This is a genomic window from Streptomyces sp. NPDC002144, from assembly GCF_053593695.1.
Map to the genome: position 1 here is coordinate 44,041 of NZ_JBSFDB010000008.1, position 14,520 is coordinate 58,560.

13 protein-coding genes are annotated in these 14,520 nt (G+C 72.4%); 7 read left to right on the forward strand and 6 right to left on the reverse strand.

Features of this window, described 5'->3' with window-relative positions:
* Positions 1–9 precede the first annotated feature (9 nt).
* A complete protein-coding gene (locus ACWCQ1_RS14260; RefSeq protein WP_451026584.1) occupies positions 10–1,113 on the forward strand; it encodes a DUF5937 family protein in 1,104 nt (367 codons plus the stop codon).
* A gap of 28 nt (positions 1,114–1,141) precedes the next feature.
* On the opposite strand, the gene ACWCQ1_RS14265 is transcribed toward ACWCQ1_RS14260, so the two are convergent.
* The 3 genes from ACWCQ1_RS14265 to ACWCQ1_RS14275 form a co-directional block, all read right to left on the reverse strand.
* The gene (locus ACWCQ1_RS14265) at positions 1,142–1,774 is read right to left on the reverse strand and encodes an AAA family ATPase (RefSeq protein ID WP_451026585.1); all 633 of its coding nucleotides are present in this window, start codon (positions 1,772–1,774) and stop codon (positions 1,142–1,144) included.
* A 49-nt stretch (positions 1,775–1,823) separates the two neighbouring features.
* Positions 1,824–2,495, reverse strand: coding sequence for a response regulator transcription factor (locus ACWCQ1_RS14270; protein WP_133044292.1), 672 nt, complete (start codon positions 2,493–2,495; stop codon positions 1,824–1,826).
* A gap of 64 nt (positions 2,496–2,559) precedes the next feature.
* Positions 2,560–3,762, reverse strand: coding sequence for a sensor histidine kinase (locus tag ACWCQ1_RS14275; protein WP_133044291.1), 1,203 nt, complete (start codon positions 3,760–3,762; stop codon positions 2,560–2,562).
* Positions 3,763–3,880: 118 nt separating this feature from the next.
* On the opposite strand from ACWCQ1_RS14275, the gene ACWCQ1_RS14280 reads away from it, so the two are divergent.
* A complete protein-coding gene (locus ACWCQ1_RS14280) occupies positions 3,881–4,918 on the forward strand; it encodes an SAM-dependent methyltransferase (RefSeq protein ID WP_451026586.1) in 1,038 nt (345 codons plus the stop codon).
* 27 nt (positions 4,919–4,945) lie between these two features.
* On the opposite strand, the gene ACWCQ1_RS14285 is transcribed toward ACWCQ1_RS14280, so the two are convergent.
* Positions 4,946–6,097, reverse strand: coding sequence for an NADH-quinone oxidoreductase subunit D (locus ACWCQ1_RS14285; protein ID WP_358602348.1), 1,152 nt, complete (start codon positions 6,095–6,097; stop codon positions 4,946–4,948).
* A 31-nt stretch (positions 6,098–6,128) separates the two neighbouring features.
* Here ACWCQ1_RS14285 and ACWCQ1_RS14290 point away from each other — a divergent pair, with 31 nt between their 5' ends.
* Entirely contained in the window at positions 6,129–6,641 is a 513-nt protein-coding gene (locus ACWCQ1_RS14290) for a PH domain-containing protein (protein ID WP_451026587.1), read from the forward strand.
* A complete protein-coding gene (locus tag ACWCQ1_RS14295) occupies positions 6,638–7,975 on the forward strand; it encodes a PH domain-containing protein (RefSeq protein ID WP_451026588.1) in 1,338 nt (445 codons plus the stop codon). Before ACWCQ1_RS14290 ends, ACWCQ1_RS14295 begins: the two co-directional genes overlap by 4 nt.
* A 38-nt stretch (positions 7,976–8,013) precedes the next feature.
* Here the strand turns inward: ACWCQ1_RS14295 and ACWCQ1_RS14300 are convergent, their stop codons facing one another.
* Together ACWCQ1_RS14300 and ACWCQ1_RS14305 are read right to left on the reverse strand one after the other, a co-directional pair.
* Positions 8,014–9,420 carry a hypothetical protein gene (locus ACWCQ1_RS14300; RefSeq protein ID WP_451026589.1) on the reverse strand — a complete coding sequence of 469 codons (1,407 nt, stop codon included), beginning with the start codon at positions 9,418–9,420 and terminating at the stop codon, positions 8,014–8,016.
* A gap of 134 nt (positions 9,421–9,554) precedes the next feature.
* Entirely contained in the window at positions 9,555–10,682 is a 1,128-nt protein-coding gene (locus tag ACWCQ1_RS14305; RefSeq protein WP_133044285.1) for an alpha/beta hydrolase, read from the reverse strand.
* A gap of 224 nt (positions 10,683–10,906) precedes the next feature.
* On the opposite strand from ACWCQ1_RS14305, the gene ACWCQ1_RS14310 reads away from it, so the two are divergent.
* The 3 genes from ACWCQ1_RS14310 (at position 10,907) to ACWCQ1_RS14320 (ending at position 14,296) form a co-directional block, all read left to right on the forward strand.
* Complete coding sequence (locus ACWCQ1_RS14310; RefSeq protein WP_133044284.1) at positions 10,907–12,724, forward strand: phosphatidylglycerol lysyltransferase domain-containing protein; 1,818 nt, start codon at positions 10,907–10,909, stop codon at positions 12,722–12,724.
* A gap of 112 nt (positions 12,725–12,836) precedes the next feature.
* Positions 12,837–13,796, forward strand: a complete 960-nt coding sequence (folP, locus tag ACWCQ1_RS14315; RefSeq protein WP_451026590.1) for a dihydropteroate synthase — start codon at positions 12,837–12,839, stop codon at positions 13,794–13,796.
* Positions 13,793–14,296 carry a nuclear transport factor 2 family protein gene (locus ACWCQ1_RS14320; RefSeq protein WP_451026591.1) on the forward strand — a complete coding sequence of 168 codons (504 nt, stop codon included), beginning with the start codon at positions 13,793–13,795 and terminating at the stop codon, positions 14,294–14,296. Before folP ends, ACWCQ1_RS14320 begins: the two co-directional genes overlap by 4 nt.
* Positions 14,297–14,520 lie beyond the last annotated feature (224 nt).

Consider the following 14,520-nt stretch of genomic DNA (forward strand, 5'->3'; position numbering starts at 1 on the left):
CATGGGGTCATGAGCGTGCGCATCGACATCACGGGGCTGCGGCCGGAGAGGGTCGCCGTCGTGCCCTCCCCGCTGGCCGAGCTCGGCATGGCGCTGCACGCGCTGTCCGAGCCCGGCCACCACCCGGGCCTGCAGGGCTGGGTGACGGGTGTGACGGCCGGCCTGGATCCGCATCTGGCCGACCGGATGTGCGAGGCGGACTTCCTGTGGACGACGACGTTCTCGGACCTGTTCCTGCCGTACGCGGGCATCCCCGGCGGTGCCGCCCTGCCCGGGGCCACGCTCGCCGAGGAGCTCGACCTGCTGGACAAGCTCACGGACGAACAGTTCGTCGACGCGGCGCTGGAGTTCAGCTGTGCGATGTCCTACGGCGTCGGGGCCGACTGGCTCGTCGACGCCGCAATGGGCCGGCGCGCCCTGGAGCTGGCCGCCGCGCGGGGGCCGCGCCAGCAGCGGTTCACCGAGCTGCTGCTGACCGACCCGCCCAAAATCAGGGCCTGGTTGCGTCAGTTCCTCGAGGACTGCGACGAGGCGTTCTTCGCCGAGACCTGGTCCCGGCTGCGCCACCAGCTCACCGCGGACGCCCGCCACAAGACCGACCTGCTGCGCCTGAAGGGCCTCGCGGAGGCGCTGACCGCCGTGTCGCCGGCGGTCACGCTCGACGAGGACGGCGAGCGGATCACGGTCGACAAGCTGAGCGTGGGCCGCACGGCCACCGTGGACGGCACCCTGCTGCTCGTCCCGACCAGCCTCGGCTGGCCGCACCTGTCCGTCCTGTACCGGCCCGACTGGCAGCCGGTGCTGCACTACCCGGTCGGCTCCCCGGAGCTCGCCGCCCCGCCCTCGGTCGAGCAGCTCGCCCTGCGGATGACCGCGCTGTCCCACCCCGTACGGATGCGGATCTGCCGCTATCTGGCCCGCAGTGCCTACGCCACCAGCGAGCTGGCACAGGCACACGGCATGACGGCCCCTGAGATATCCCGCCACCTGGGCGTCCTGAAGAAGGCGGGCCTGATCACCACGCGGCGCCGGGGCCGTTATGTGCAGCACCAGTTGGACATAGCGGTCGTGGCCCGGCTGGGCAGCGACTTCCTGGAGGGCATCCTGCGCTGAGCGAGGCCGCCTGCGCCGAGCGGCCGGCTCAGTCGAACCGGATGTGCCGGATCCCCACGCCCGCCTGCCTGAGCCGTGTCCGCAGCGCTCCCTCCTTGTTCGGCCGCAGCGTCAGTCCGGCGAGCACGGCGATGCGGTCCGCCGTCTTCGGCACGGTCGAGTGGTCGGTCCACAGGTGCTCGGCGAACTCGGGCTCCCGCAGCCGCTCCAGACAGTGGTCGAGCTGCCGTACCGCCCAGGTCTCCCTGCCGAGAACGGCGTTCTTGCCGGCGACGTACTGAAGGAGGTGCCCGAAGCCGCGCTCCCGCAGCCGCCGCAGCACGGTCTCGCGCTGGGCGAGGAGGGTGAAGTGGCGTACGTCGTGGCCGAGTTCGCGCAGCCGGCCCACCGTCTCGGCGAAGCAGCCCGAGTCGGTGACCGTCATGGGCGCGATCACGACGCCGTCGTGCTTGGTCAGTGCCAGGTCGAGCACCTCGACCACGCCCTGCCGCCAGGCGGTCAGGTCCTGGAAGTCTCCCCGCAGTTCGGGCGGCAGCATCCGGCGCAGACCGAAGCCGGCGTGCTCGGGGTCGCAGATCACGCTGCCCCGCAGGCGCCGCTGCAGCTCGTGCGCGGTCTGGGTCTTGCCGCCCCCGAAGGGGCCGTTGATCCACAGGAGCATGCGCAGACCCTAGTGGGCGGCGATTACGCGGGCGTCACGCGCGCGTGGATCAGCCGTGCCCGCCCGCCCGCACCAGCCCCGTCTCGTAGGCGAGGACCACCACCTGCACGCGGTCCCTGAGGCCCAGCTTGGTCAGGATGCGTCCCACATGGGTCTTCACGGTCGCCTCGGACAGCACCAGGCGGGCCGCGATCTCGCCGTTGGACAGGCCCTGCGCGACGAGCACCATGACCTCGCGCTCGCGGTCGGTGAGCCGCTCCAGCTCCTTGTGCTGGGGCTCCTTCCCGGCGCTCGGCAGCATCGGCGCGAACCGGTCGAGCAGCCGGCGCGTGGTCGACGGCGCCACCACCGCGTCACCGCTGTGCACGGAGCGGATGGCGGCGAGGAGTTCGCCGGGCGGCACGTCCTTGAGCATGAAGCCGGACGCGCCCGCCTTGAGCCCGGAGAAGGCGTACTCGTCGAGGTCGAACGTGGTCAGGATCAGCACCTTCGGCGGGTCCGGCTCGGAACAGATGCGGCGGGTCGTCTCCACACCGTCCAGCTTCGGCATGCGGACGTCCATCAGGACGACGTCCACCGCCGTCGAGCGCAGCACCTGCAGGGCCTCGACGCCGTCCCCCGCCTCCGCGACGACCTCCATGTCCGGCTGTGCGGCGAGCACCATCCGGAACCCGGTGCGCAGCAGCACCTGGTCGTCGACGAGCATCACGCGGATCGTCATCGAAGCCTCTTCCGTGTCCGTCTTCAAGGGTGTTACAGGTGTCAACAGGGGGCGTGCGAAAACGTCAGTGCGCCGGTTTGAGCGGCAGCAGGGCACTGATGCGGAATCCTCCGCCCGGGCGCGGGCCCGCGTCCAGGGTTCCACCGACCATGCCGACCCGCTCGCGCATCCCGATCAGGCCGTGGCCCTGGCCGTCGGCGCCGCCCTCCTCGTACAGCTCGTGCGGGGCGCCCTTGCCGTCGTCCTCGACGAGCAGACCGAGCCCGTCGTCGAAGTAGACCAGCCGCACGCTCGCGCCCGCGTTGGGCCCGCCGTGCTTGCGGGTGTTGGTCAGCGCCTCCTGCACGATGCGGTACGCCGTCAGCTCGACGCCGCTGGGCAGCGGGCGCGGGGTGCCCTCGACCTTGAAGTCGACCGGCAGACCGGAGGTACGGCACTGCTCGATCAGCTCGTCGATCTGCTCGACGTCGGGCTGCGGGACGTACTCGCCGACCTCCTTGTGCTCTCCGGTGCGCAGCACGCCCAGCAGGCGGCGCATCTCGGCGAGGGCCTGGCGGCCCGTGGAGGAGATGGTCTCCAGCGCCTTCTTCGCCTGGTCGGGGGCGGCGTCGAGGACGTAGGCGGCGCCGTCGGCCTGCACCACCATCACCGACACGTTGTGCGCGACCACGTCGTGCAGCTCGCGCGCGATCCGGGCGCGTTCGGCCGCGACCGCGACCTTGGCCTGCGCCTCGCGCTCCTTCTCCAGCCGGGCGGCACGCTCCTCCAGCTGCGCGAAGTACGCACGCCGCGTGCGGATCGAGTCGCCCAGCACCCAGGCCAGCGCGAACGGCACCGTCTGGAAGATCACCAGCGCCACGTGGCCGAGGGCGCTCGAGTGCTCGGCCGGCCAGCGGAACTCCGCGAAGGTCGCGGCCGACAGCCCCACCGCCAGGGCGAGCCGGGAGGCCCAGCGGGCGCCCATGACGGCCACGGTGTAGACGATCACCAGCATCGCGAAGTCGGCGACCATCGTCGCCACGTCCAGCGCGAGCTGCGCCACACCGAGGGCGATCATCAGCAGCAGCGTCTTCTCCGGCATGCGCCGGCGCAGCGCGATCGCCAGGCACAGCAGCAGCGCGATCGGAACGATCAGGGCCGGTGACACGGTGCCCCGGGTGTCCTGATGGCCGGCTCCACTCGCCAGAGAGACGCCGAACAGGAAGACGGCCCAGAAGGAGTCGACCCCGGTCGGGTGTCTGCGAAGGAAGTCATAGAGGCGCTGCACGTAACCCAGCGTAGGGAAGCGGGATGCGTGCAGGGGTCAACCGGAGGGTCGATCCGCATCCGCCGCGTGTACTCCGCAAGGTGGAGGTCGCGTTCTTCCGTGCGCTTAGCCTGGCCCGGTGACGAAAGACACGACGGACCAGTGGCGCGGCTGGCGGGCGGCGACGCGGGCGGCCCTGTACGGGCCCGGCGGCTTCTATCGCCGCCCCGAGGGCCCGGCCGGACACTTCCGTACGTCCGTGCACGCGTCGCCGCTCTTCGCCGAAGCCGTGGCCCGGCTGCTGTGCCGCGTCGACGAGGCCCTCGGCCGGCCCGCCCGCCTCGACTTCGTCGACATGGCGGCCGGGCGCGGCGAGCTGGTCACCGGCATCCTGGGCGCGCTGCCCGCGGACGTACTCCCACGCGTGCGTGCCTGCGCCGTCGAGCTCGCCGAACGGCCCTCCGGCCTCGACGACCAGGTCGAATGGCTCCCCGAGCCACCTGAGGGCCTCACCGGGCTGCTCTTCGCCAACGAGTGGCTCGACAACGTTCCGCTGGACGTCGCCGAGGTGGACGAGGACGGCATACCGCGCACGGTTCTGGTGCGGCAGGACGGCACGGAACGTCTCGGCGACCCGGTCGGCGGCGAGGAGGCGGACTGGCTCGCGCGGTGGTGGCCGCTGCCGCCCGAGGAAGGCCTGCGGGCCGAGATCGGTCTCCCGCGCGACGAGGCGTGGGCGGGTGCGGTCGCGGCCCTCGACCGGGGGCTCGCGGTCGCCGTGGACTACGCGCACACCCGGGAGACGCGCCCCCCGTTCGGCACCCTCACGGGCTTCCGCGCGGGACGGGAAACGGCGCCCGTACCCGACGGGAAGCGCGACATCACGGCTCACGTGGCGTTGGACGCGTGCGCGGCGCGCTCCGCGGCGCTCGCCCAGCGGCAGGGGCGCGTTCTGCGGCAGCGCGACGCCCTGCGCGCCTTGGGCATCGTCGGCGCACGCCCCCCGCTCGCGCTCGCGTCCGCACAACCCGCCGCCTACGTCCGCGCCCTCGCGAGCGCCGGTGAAGCCGCGGAACTCACCGCGCCCGGCGGCCTCGGCGACTTCGGATGGCTGCTCCAGCCGGTCGGAACGGCGAACCCGCTGGACATCACGGACGCGCCCGACGCGCGGGCGTGACCAACGTGCCGGTGTCCCGGGCCTGACCTATTTGTCGATGTCCCCGACCACGAAGAACAGCGACCCGAGGATCGCCACCATGTCCGCCACCAGCGTCCCCGGCAGCAGCTCCACGAGTGCCTGGATGTTGTTGTAGGACGCCGAGCGCAGCTTCAGCCGGTACGGCGTCTTCTCGCCCTTGCTGACGAGGTAGTAGCCGTTGATGCCGAGCGGGTTCTCGGTCCAGGCGTAGGTGTGGCCCTCGGGTGCCTTGAGGACCTTGGGGAGCCGCTGGTTGATCGGCCCTGGCGGCAGGTCGGCCAGACGGTCGAGGCAGGCGTCGGCGAGGTCGAGAGCGTTGTGGGTCTGCTCCAGGAGCACCTCGAAGCGGGCGAGACAGTCGCCCTCCTGCCGGGTGACGACCCTCAGGACGTCCTGCAGCTCCCCGTACGCGAGATAGGGCTCGTCGCGCCGCAGGTCGAAGTCGACGCCCGAGGCACGCGCGATCGGCCCGCTGACGCCGTACGCGTGCACGGTCCCGGGGGCCAGCGCGCCCACGTCCCGGGTGCGCCCCCGGAAGATCTCGTTGCCGAGGACCAGGTCGTCGAACCGGTCCATGCGCGAGCGCACCCCCGCGACGGCGGCACGCGCGCGTGCGGCCCAGCCGGCCGGAAGGTCCTCCTTGAGGCCGCCGACGCGGTTGAACATGTAGTGCATACGGCCGCCGGAGATCTCCTCCATGACGTTCTGGAGGACCTCCCGCTCCCGGAACGCGTAGAAGACCGGGGTGATGCCGCCGAGTTCCAGCGGATAGGAGCCGAGGAACATCAGGTGGTTGAGCACCCGGTTGAGCTCCGCGAGCAGCGTCCGCGTCCACACCGCGCGCGTGGGGACCTCCATGCCGAGCATGCGCTCGACGGCGAGGACGACTCCCAGCTCGTTCGAGAAGGCCGACAGCCAGTCGTGGCGGTTGGCGAGCATGATGATCTGGCGGTAGTCGCGCGCCTCGAAGAGCTTCTCCGCGCCGCGGTGCATGTACCCGATCACCGGCTCGGCGCGCATGATGCGCTCGCCGTCCAGCACCAGCTTCAGCCGCAGCACGCCGTGCGTGGACGGGTGCTGCGGTCCGATGTTGAGCACCATGTCGGTGCTCTCCGCGGCGCCGCCGATACCGACCATGGTCTCCGTCGTAGGAGTCATGAACACAGTCTCTCCTACGTACGCTGGCCGTATGGAGACGGGGAGCCCGCGGGGCGGGGGCACAAGGGCGGACGAGGCGGGGGAGCCGGAGTGGACCGGGCTGCCGCCCGGGCTGCTGCGGATGCGGCGTCTGCTGCTGGTGGTGTGGCTGGGGCTGCTCGCCCTGGCGGTCGGTCTGCTGCTCGGCCTGCTCGCCGGGCCCGCCTGGGCGGCCTTCGCGCTGCTGCCGCTCGCGCTGACCGCCTGGGGCTGGGTGCTGCTGGGCCGCAACTGGCGCTCCTGGCGGTACGCCGAGCGCGCCGACGACCTGCTGATCAGCCGGGGCGTGCTGTGGCGCGAGGAGACCGTCGTGCCGTACGGGCGCATGCAGCTGGTGGAGGTGACCTCCGGGCCCGTCGAGCGGCATTTCGGGCTGGCCAGCGTGCAGTTGCACACCGCGGCCGCGGCGACCGACGCCACCATCCCGGGTCTCGACCCGGCCGAGGCGGAACGGCTGCGCGACCGGCTCACCGAGCTCGGCGAGGCCCGATCGGCGGGTCTGTGACGGCGCCGGGCGTCGACGACGCCATACGCGCGCGGGAACCCGTCACCGAGCGGCGGCTGCATCCCGTGACGCCCCTCAGGCGGGCGTGGGCGCCGGTGGCGGTGCTCATCGGGTGGGCCGTGCACGACCCGGACCAGGCGCAGCGCCAGCTGACCCGCCTGACCACCACGACCCTGCTGATCGCGCTCGCCGTCCTCGTCCCGGCCGCCGCCCTGTACGGCTTCCTCAGCTGGTGGTTCACGCACTTCGCCGTGACGGACAGCGAACTGCGCGTCCGTACCGGCCTGTTGTTCCGGCGCACCGCGCACATCCGGCTCGAGCGGATCCAGGCCGTCGACGTCACCCAGCCGCTCCTCGCGCGCGTGGCGGGCGTCGCCAAGCTGAAGCTCGACGTCATAGGCACGGCCAAGAAGGACGAACTCGCCTTCCTCGGGGAGCGCGAAGCGCGTGCGCTGCGCGCTGAACTGCTCGCGCGCGCCGCCGGGTTCGCCCCCGAGACGGCGCACGAAGTCGGAGAGGCGCCGGCACGCGAGATCCTGCGCACGCCCCCGCTCCACCTCGCGCTCTCCCTCGTACTGACGGGCGCCACCTGGGGCGCCCTCGGCGCCGCCCTCGTCGTACCGCCCCTGCTGTGGCTGGCCACCCACAGCGTGTGGACGGTCCTCGCCACCGCCCTCCCCCTGCTGGGCGCGGCCGGAGCGAGCAGTGTGGGCCGGTTCGTCAGCGAGTACGACTGGACGGTGGGCGAGTCCCCGGACGGACTGCGCATCGACCACGGCCTGCTCGACCGCACGCACGAGACGGTGCCGCCCGGGCGCGTGCAGACCGTGCGGATCGTCGAACCGCTGCTGTGGCGGCGGCTGGGCTGGGTGCGGGTGGAGCTGGACGTGGCCGGGTCGTCCAACTCCGTTCTCGTGCCGGTCGCTCCGCGCGAGGTCGCCGAGTCCGTCGTCGCGCGCGTGCTGCCGGGGGTGACCGTGCCGGCGTCCGCGGCGCTGTCCCGCCCGCCTCGACGGGCCGGCCGGTGCCTGCCGCTGTGGTGGCGCGGATACGGACTCGCCGTCACCGGCGGGGTGTTCGCCGCCCGGCACGGGCTGCTGCGCCGCCGCCTGGCGCTGGTTCCGCACGCGAAGGTGCAGAGCGTCCGGCTGGTCCAGGGGCCCTGGAAGCGGCTGTGGCGGCTCGCCGACGTCCACGTGGACACGGGGGCCGACAAGACCGTCACGGCCCGGCTGAGGGACGCCCGGGAGGCGGCGGAGCTGCTCCGCGCTCAGGCGGAGCGGTCACGCACGGGCCGCCGGGACGCGCCGCCGGACCGCTGGATGGCACCGTAGGCGGTCCGGACGGCGTCGTGGGACGGTGCTGCCCGGCCTCAGGAGACCGCGCTGCGCAGGCCCTGCAGGTTGATCCGCTCCGTCTCGTCGTGCGCGGTCAGGTCGATCACCTGGCCGACACCCCGCGCGCCCTCGTCGGCCGGCTTGAACTGCGCCTCGGCCTCGGCCTTGTGCACGGCGAGCGCCTCCTCGCCGACCACGTCGGCCAGGTCCGCGTTCTGCACGGCGTCCAGGGCGGCGGGCGGCGACTCCTGCTTCGTACCGAAGAAGTCGAACCCGCCCTCGACCGCCGGGCGCCGCGCGGGCGCCGCAGGTACGACGGCCACCGCGGTCGGCGCCACGAAGTGTCCGGAGGGCTGCTGTACGGGCTGGGCGGAGCGGGCGGGCTCCGCCGGCGTGGTGGCGGCCGCGTGCTCATGCCCGTCGACCGCCTCGGGCTGCCCCTGCGCCTCGTCCTCCTGGGCCGCGGCCTCGGTGCCGTCGGCGGGGGCGGCACCGGTCTCGGCGGGCGCGGCAGGGGCGGAGGTCTCGGCCGCCGCGGTCCTCACCTTCACGGGCTCGCCCTTCGGGGAGCCGTCGCCCTTCGACGGGCCGTCGCCCTTGGGAGACCCGCCGCCCTTCGGGGAGCCGTCGTCCTCGGGGGCGGCTTCGTCCTGCGTGTCGGCCGCGTCCTGCGCTACGACCTCGTCCTGAGCGGCGACCTCGGCATCGGCATCGGTCTCGGCGTCGGTGTCGGTCTCGACGTCAGTGTCGGTCTCGTCCGCCGGCTCGGCTTCGGCGTCGTCGGCAACGTCGTCCTGCTCGGGAGCGTCACCGTCGTCGAACTTCTTCAGCGCCTCCTTGGCCCGCAGGAACAGCTGGGAGCCCTCCGGCGAGAAAACCCCGGCGGTCCGCGCCGTCTCGTCCGTGCCGTGCTGGCCCTCAGCCGAGGCAGCCACAACCTCGGTCTCCTGAGCCGCCGCGGACGGCAACGCGTCCGTGTCGGGAGCCGCGGCCTCTATCTCGAGCAGACGGCGGCCCTCCAGGGCGCTCGCCCGCTCGGTCTCCGCGGTCGCGTACCGGCGCAGCAGCGCCGCGTGCTCGTTGCGCAGGCCCGCCAGCTCGGCGCGCTTGGCCCGCAGCCGCTGCTCCAGCTTGGCGCGCAGCTCGCGCGACTCCTCGAGGTCCGTCTCCAGCTCGGCGACCCGCTCCTCGTGCCGCCACTCGTCGCTCGCACGCGCGCGCGTGAGGTCGGCGACCTGCTTGCCGGCCTGTGCGTCCCAGCGGCGCATGACGGCCGCCCCTATCACGGCCGTGGCCGCGGCGAACGCGGCTATGACGCGGAGCACGGCGGGCTCCGAGAACACCCAGGGACCGAAGGCGCAGACAAGGGAGACGCCTGCGATCGCCGACGGAGGCAGCAGCCTGTGCAAAGGCGGGGAATGGCGGTGACGTCCACGTGGCATGGCCAGAAACTTACCGCGCGTAGGCGAGCGTTGGCGCCCCGCCCCGTAAAAACACAGCCATAACGAAACGTTCACAGCGCATCAGGAATTGCGCCCCGCTGAATTCGCAAGATCATTTCCTGTCGGAACCCTGGTCACCGGTCGCTCAGCCGCCCGCTGATCCACTGCAGCGTCGCCGGAATCTCCCGCCGCCAGGTGTTGAAGTTGTGCCCGCCGCTGTCGAGGATGATCGAGGAGATCCGAGTCAGCTTCGTGGCCTGAACTCGCTCTATGAACTTCAGCGTCGACTTGTAGTTGGATTCCCCGACCCGGCTGCTGGTGACGAGAAGTGAGGTGTCGGGGGCGGGCAGGTGCTTGAGGCACCACCACAGGTCGGCACGGTTGCGCAGCCCTTTGTCGCCCTGGAAGAGATCGCCCGTGGTCGGGTCGACCGGCGCCTTGTAGTACGGCGACAGGCCCGCGCCCGCCGCGTAGGAGCCGGGGTGGTGCATGGCGAGTTTCAGTGCGCAGTAGCCGCCCGTGGAGTCGCCGATGATGCCCCAGCTCCCGGGCTTCCTGCCCACCCTGTAGTGCGCGAGCACGGCGTCCGGCAGGTCCTTGGCGAAGAACGTCTCCGTCTGCGGGCCGCCCGGGATGTCCACGCACTCGGTGTCCCGCGGCGGTGCGACGGTGGGCCGCAGCATCACCAGGATCATCGGCTGCATGCGGCCGTCCTTGGCGAGCTCCTGCGCCGTGCGCGGGTAGTGCAGCTTGTCCACGAGCGCCTGCGCGGTGCCCGGATATCCGGTCAGGACGACGGCCGCGGGGAACGTACGCGCGCGGTAACGGCGCTGAAAGTACTCCGGCGGCAGATAGACATACGCGGGCGTGGCGATGTGCGTCCTGCGGCCCACGATGTCGACCTTCTGGATCTGTCCGCCGGTCTGCGGCCGGGCGCCGCCCGCGCCACGCACGCGTGCCGTGTCGAGCACCTCCAGGGGGCCGCCGGAGCCGCCGGCCGCGGTGTGGTTGACGACCACGCCCTGTTCCTTCTCCTGGCCGAACAGGTCCGCCCAGCTCGCGTAGAACCCGAAGGCCTGGTTGGCGGCGAGGCCCACCGACGCGAAGAGGGCCAGCTGGGTACCGAACAGCAGACCCACGCGACCGCTGACGGCCCGCCAGTTCCGCCGCGCCAGCCGGGGCCACAGCCACACCGTGCCGACGAACAGCAGTACGGCGAACACGACCGCGAGCGCCAGCACCTTGTTGCTCGTAAGACCCATGACCTATCTTCCTGCCTGCGGGTTTCCCCCGGAGCACCACCTCTTCGCGAGGGCTTGTCCGGGACTTTCCCCGTCCTTTGGACCGGCTTTGAGGGGAGGAAGGAACCTCTCCCCCCGAGACACCGTCCTAGAGGGCGCAATGTCGCCGGATGCCCAGAACGGCACCGGGTCCAAGGTCTCTCGCAGAACTACGGGATGCGATGTCTGTCAGGACAGATGAGGAAATGTCGGGTGGGGTTCCCTCCCGCGCAGGCAACACGCGGCGCGTACTGCGAGGTCCGCGCCCCGAGGCCGTACCGGTGCTCGTCGCGAGGGCGTGCGCTCTGGTGGGCGTTCTGGACATCGCCGCGGGCGTCTTCCCGCGCTTCCGGCACAGCCGTATGCACAGCATCGCCGAGGTACTGCCCGGGTCGTTCGGTCCCTTCGCGGCGGCACTCTCGCTGAGCGCGGGCATCCTCCTGCTGCTGCTCGCGCACGGCCTCCGGCGCGGCAAGCGGCGTGCGTGGCGCGCGGCGGTGGCGCTGCTGCCGGCGGGCGCCGTGGCGCAGTTCACGTACCGCCACTCCCTGATCGGGGTGGTCATTTCGGCGGCGCTGCTCGCGCCGCTGCTGCGCCACCGCGACCAGTTCGCCGCGCTGCCCGACCCGCGCAGCAGGTGGCGCGCCCTCGCCAACTTCGTCCTCATGAGCGCCGGTTCCCTCGCCCTCGGCCTGGTCATCGTCAGCGTCCACCCGAACCGCATGGTCGGCGACCCGAGCCTGGCCGACCGCATCACCCACGTGCTGTACGGCCTGTTCGGCTTCGAGGGCCCGGTCGACTACCAGGGCAACACCTCCTGGACGGTGGGCTTCTCCCTCGGCGCCCTCGGACTGCTCACCGCGGTCACGACCATTTACCTGGCTTTCCGGCCGGAACACCCGGCGGCGCGCCTGACGGAGGAGGACGAGGCACGCCTGCGGGCGCTGTTGGACAAGCACGGCCGCCGCGACTCCCTCGGCCACTTCGCGCTGCGGCGCGACAAGGCCGTGGTCTTCTCGCCGAGCGGCAAGGCGGCGGTGACCTACCGGGTCGTGTCCGGTGTGATGCTCGCCAGCGGCGACCCGATCGGCGACGTGGAGGCCTGGCCGGGCGCCATCGAGCGCTTCATGGACGAGGCACGCGCGCACTCCTGGACCCCGGCCGTCATGGGCTGCTCGGAGACGGGAGGCGAGGTGTGGACCCGTGAGACCGGCCTGGACGCCCTGGAACTGGGCGACGAGGCGGTGGTGGACGTGGCGGATTTCTCCCTCGCCGGCCGCGCGATGCGCAACGTGCGGCAGATGGTCAAGCGCATCGAGCGCGCCGGTTACGAGACCCGGGTACGACGTGTCCGTGACCTCGGCGACGCGGAGCTGGAGCGGATCCGGCAGGCCGCCGAGGACTGGCGCGGCACGGACACCGAGCGCGGCTTCTCGATGGCCCTGGGCCGGATCGGCGACGCCTCCGACGGCGACTGCCTGATCGCCACCGCCCACAAGGCCGACGAGCAGCCCGGCCCCTACGGCGACCTGAAGGCGATCCTGCACTTCGTGCCCTGGGGCACGGACGGCGCCTCCCTGGACCTGATGCGCCGCGACCGCTCGGCCGACCCCGGCATGAACGAACTGCTCATCGTCGCCGCCCTCCAGGCGGCCCCGAGGTTCGGCATCACGCGTGTCTCACTGAACTTCGCGATGTTCCGCTCCGCCCTCGCGCGGGGCGAGAAGATCGGCGCGGGCCCCGTGCTGCGGGCCTGGCGCGGACTGCTGGTGTTCCTCTCCCGCTGGTTCCAGATCGAGTCCCTGTACAAGTTCAACGCCAAGTTCCAGCCCCGCTGGGAGCCGCGCTTCGTCGTCTACCGGGCCTCCGCGGACCTGCCGCGCATCGGTCTCGCGGCGATGCAGGCCGAGGGCTTCGTCAACCTGGCCCTGCCGCTGCCGCGCTTCCTGCGCCGCCGCCAGAAGCCCGCACGCGTGTGTGCCCACACCGTGTCCGAGAGGGACGCCCGCGCCCGAGTGGCGTGACGTCCCGGTTCACGTACGCGATGCCGACCCGGCCGGAGAGCCGCCCCGTCCCCCGGGGCCTCCGGCCGGGCCGCGGCGTCTTCGGGCCCGTTGTGGGGCCTACGCTGAACGTATGAGCAATGAGAGCGGACGCGGGCGCGTCGCGGGCCTTCCGCAGTGGGACCGCTGCGCGGTCATGGGAGTCGTGAACGTCACGCCCGATTCCTTCTCCGACGGCGGCCGCTTCTTCGACACCACGGCAGCCGTCAAGCACGGCCTGGAGCTGGTCGCCGAGGGCGCGGACCTGGTCGACGTCGGCGGTGAGTCCACCCGCCCCGGCGCCACCCGCGTCGACGCCGCCGAGGAACTCAGGCGCGTCGTCCCCGTCGTCCGCGGCCTCGCCTCCGAAGGCGTCACGGTCTCCGTCGACACCATGCGCGCGTCCGTCGCCGAGCAGGCCCTCGCCGCCGGCGCGGCCCTCGTCAACGACGTCAGCGGCGGCCTCGCCGACCCCGCGATGATCCCCGTCGTCGCCTCCTCGGGCGCCCCCTTCGTCGTCATGCACTGGCGCGGCTTCCTGGAGGGCGGCAACGTCAGGGGGGTGTACGAGGACGTGGTCGCCGAGGTCGTCGACGAACTCCACGCGCGCGTGGACGCCGTCCTCGCCGGCGGCATCGCCCCCGACCGGATCGTCGTCGACCCCGGTCTCGGCTTCTCCAAGGACGCCGAGCACGACCTCGTCCTGCTGGCCCACCTCGACCGTCTGCTCGGTCTCGGCCGCCCCCTGCTCGTCGCCGCCTCCCGCAAGCGGTTCCTGGGGCGCGTGCTCGCCGGCCCGGAGGGCGCGCCCCCGCCCGCGCGCGAGCGGGACGCCGCCACGGCCGCCGTCTCCGCCCTCGCCGCGCAGGCCGGCGCGTGGGCGGTCCGTGTGCACGAGGTCCGCGCGACAGCGGACGCGGTACGGGTCGCGCACGCCGTGGAACAAGCGCGCGCGGCTGGAAGTGCGCCGGGCGCCGGCACCCCGCGCGGGGCGCGCGATCCGGAACACGCGCCCGGCGCGCACGACTCCCACGGCTCAGAAGGAGCCCGGTGAGCGCCCCCCACACCGATGTCGAGCAGGTGGAGGCGGCCAACACCGCGTTCTACGAGGCCCTGGAGCGCGGTGACTTCGAAGATGTGTCCTCGCTCTGGCTGAGCCCCGCCGACCTGGGCGTCGACGAGGAGTACCACGACCCGGCGGACACCGGTGTGGTCTCCTGCGTGCACCCGGGCTGGCCCGTGCTGACCGGTCGCGGCGAGGTCCTGAGGTCGTACGCGCTGATCATGGCGGGCACCGACTACATCCAGTTCTTCCTGACCGACGTGCATGTCTCGGTCACCGGCGACACGGCTCTGGTCACCTGCACCGAGAACATCCTCAGCGGCGGTCCGGCCCCCAAGGGCGACGAGGAGCTGGGACCTCTGGTGGGCCAGCTGGTGGTCGCGACCAACGTGTTCCGCCGCACCCCCGACGGCTGGAAGCTGTGGTCCCACCACGCCTCCCCCGTTCTGGCCGAAAACGACGAGGACGAGGACGGGGACACACCGTCCTGACGGGGTAGTCGCCCGATGAGGACATTCACGGGCCGAGACCGTCCGCCGGCGCCCGGAACACCCACCGGGAGCAAGAAGTGGTTGGAATCACGACGGCCTGGGTAGGGGCGGCTACCAACCCGTGAGCGACCGGGTTCCCCAGGGGAAACAGACGATGAAACCTCCTGGCCCCGGCTCGGGCCCGCGGCCGGGTGGCCCGGCCCTGTCAGTGCCCGCAGGTAGAT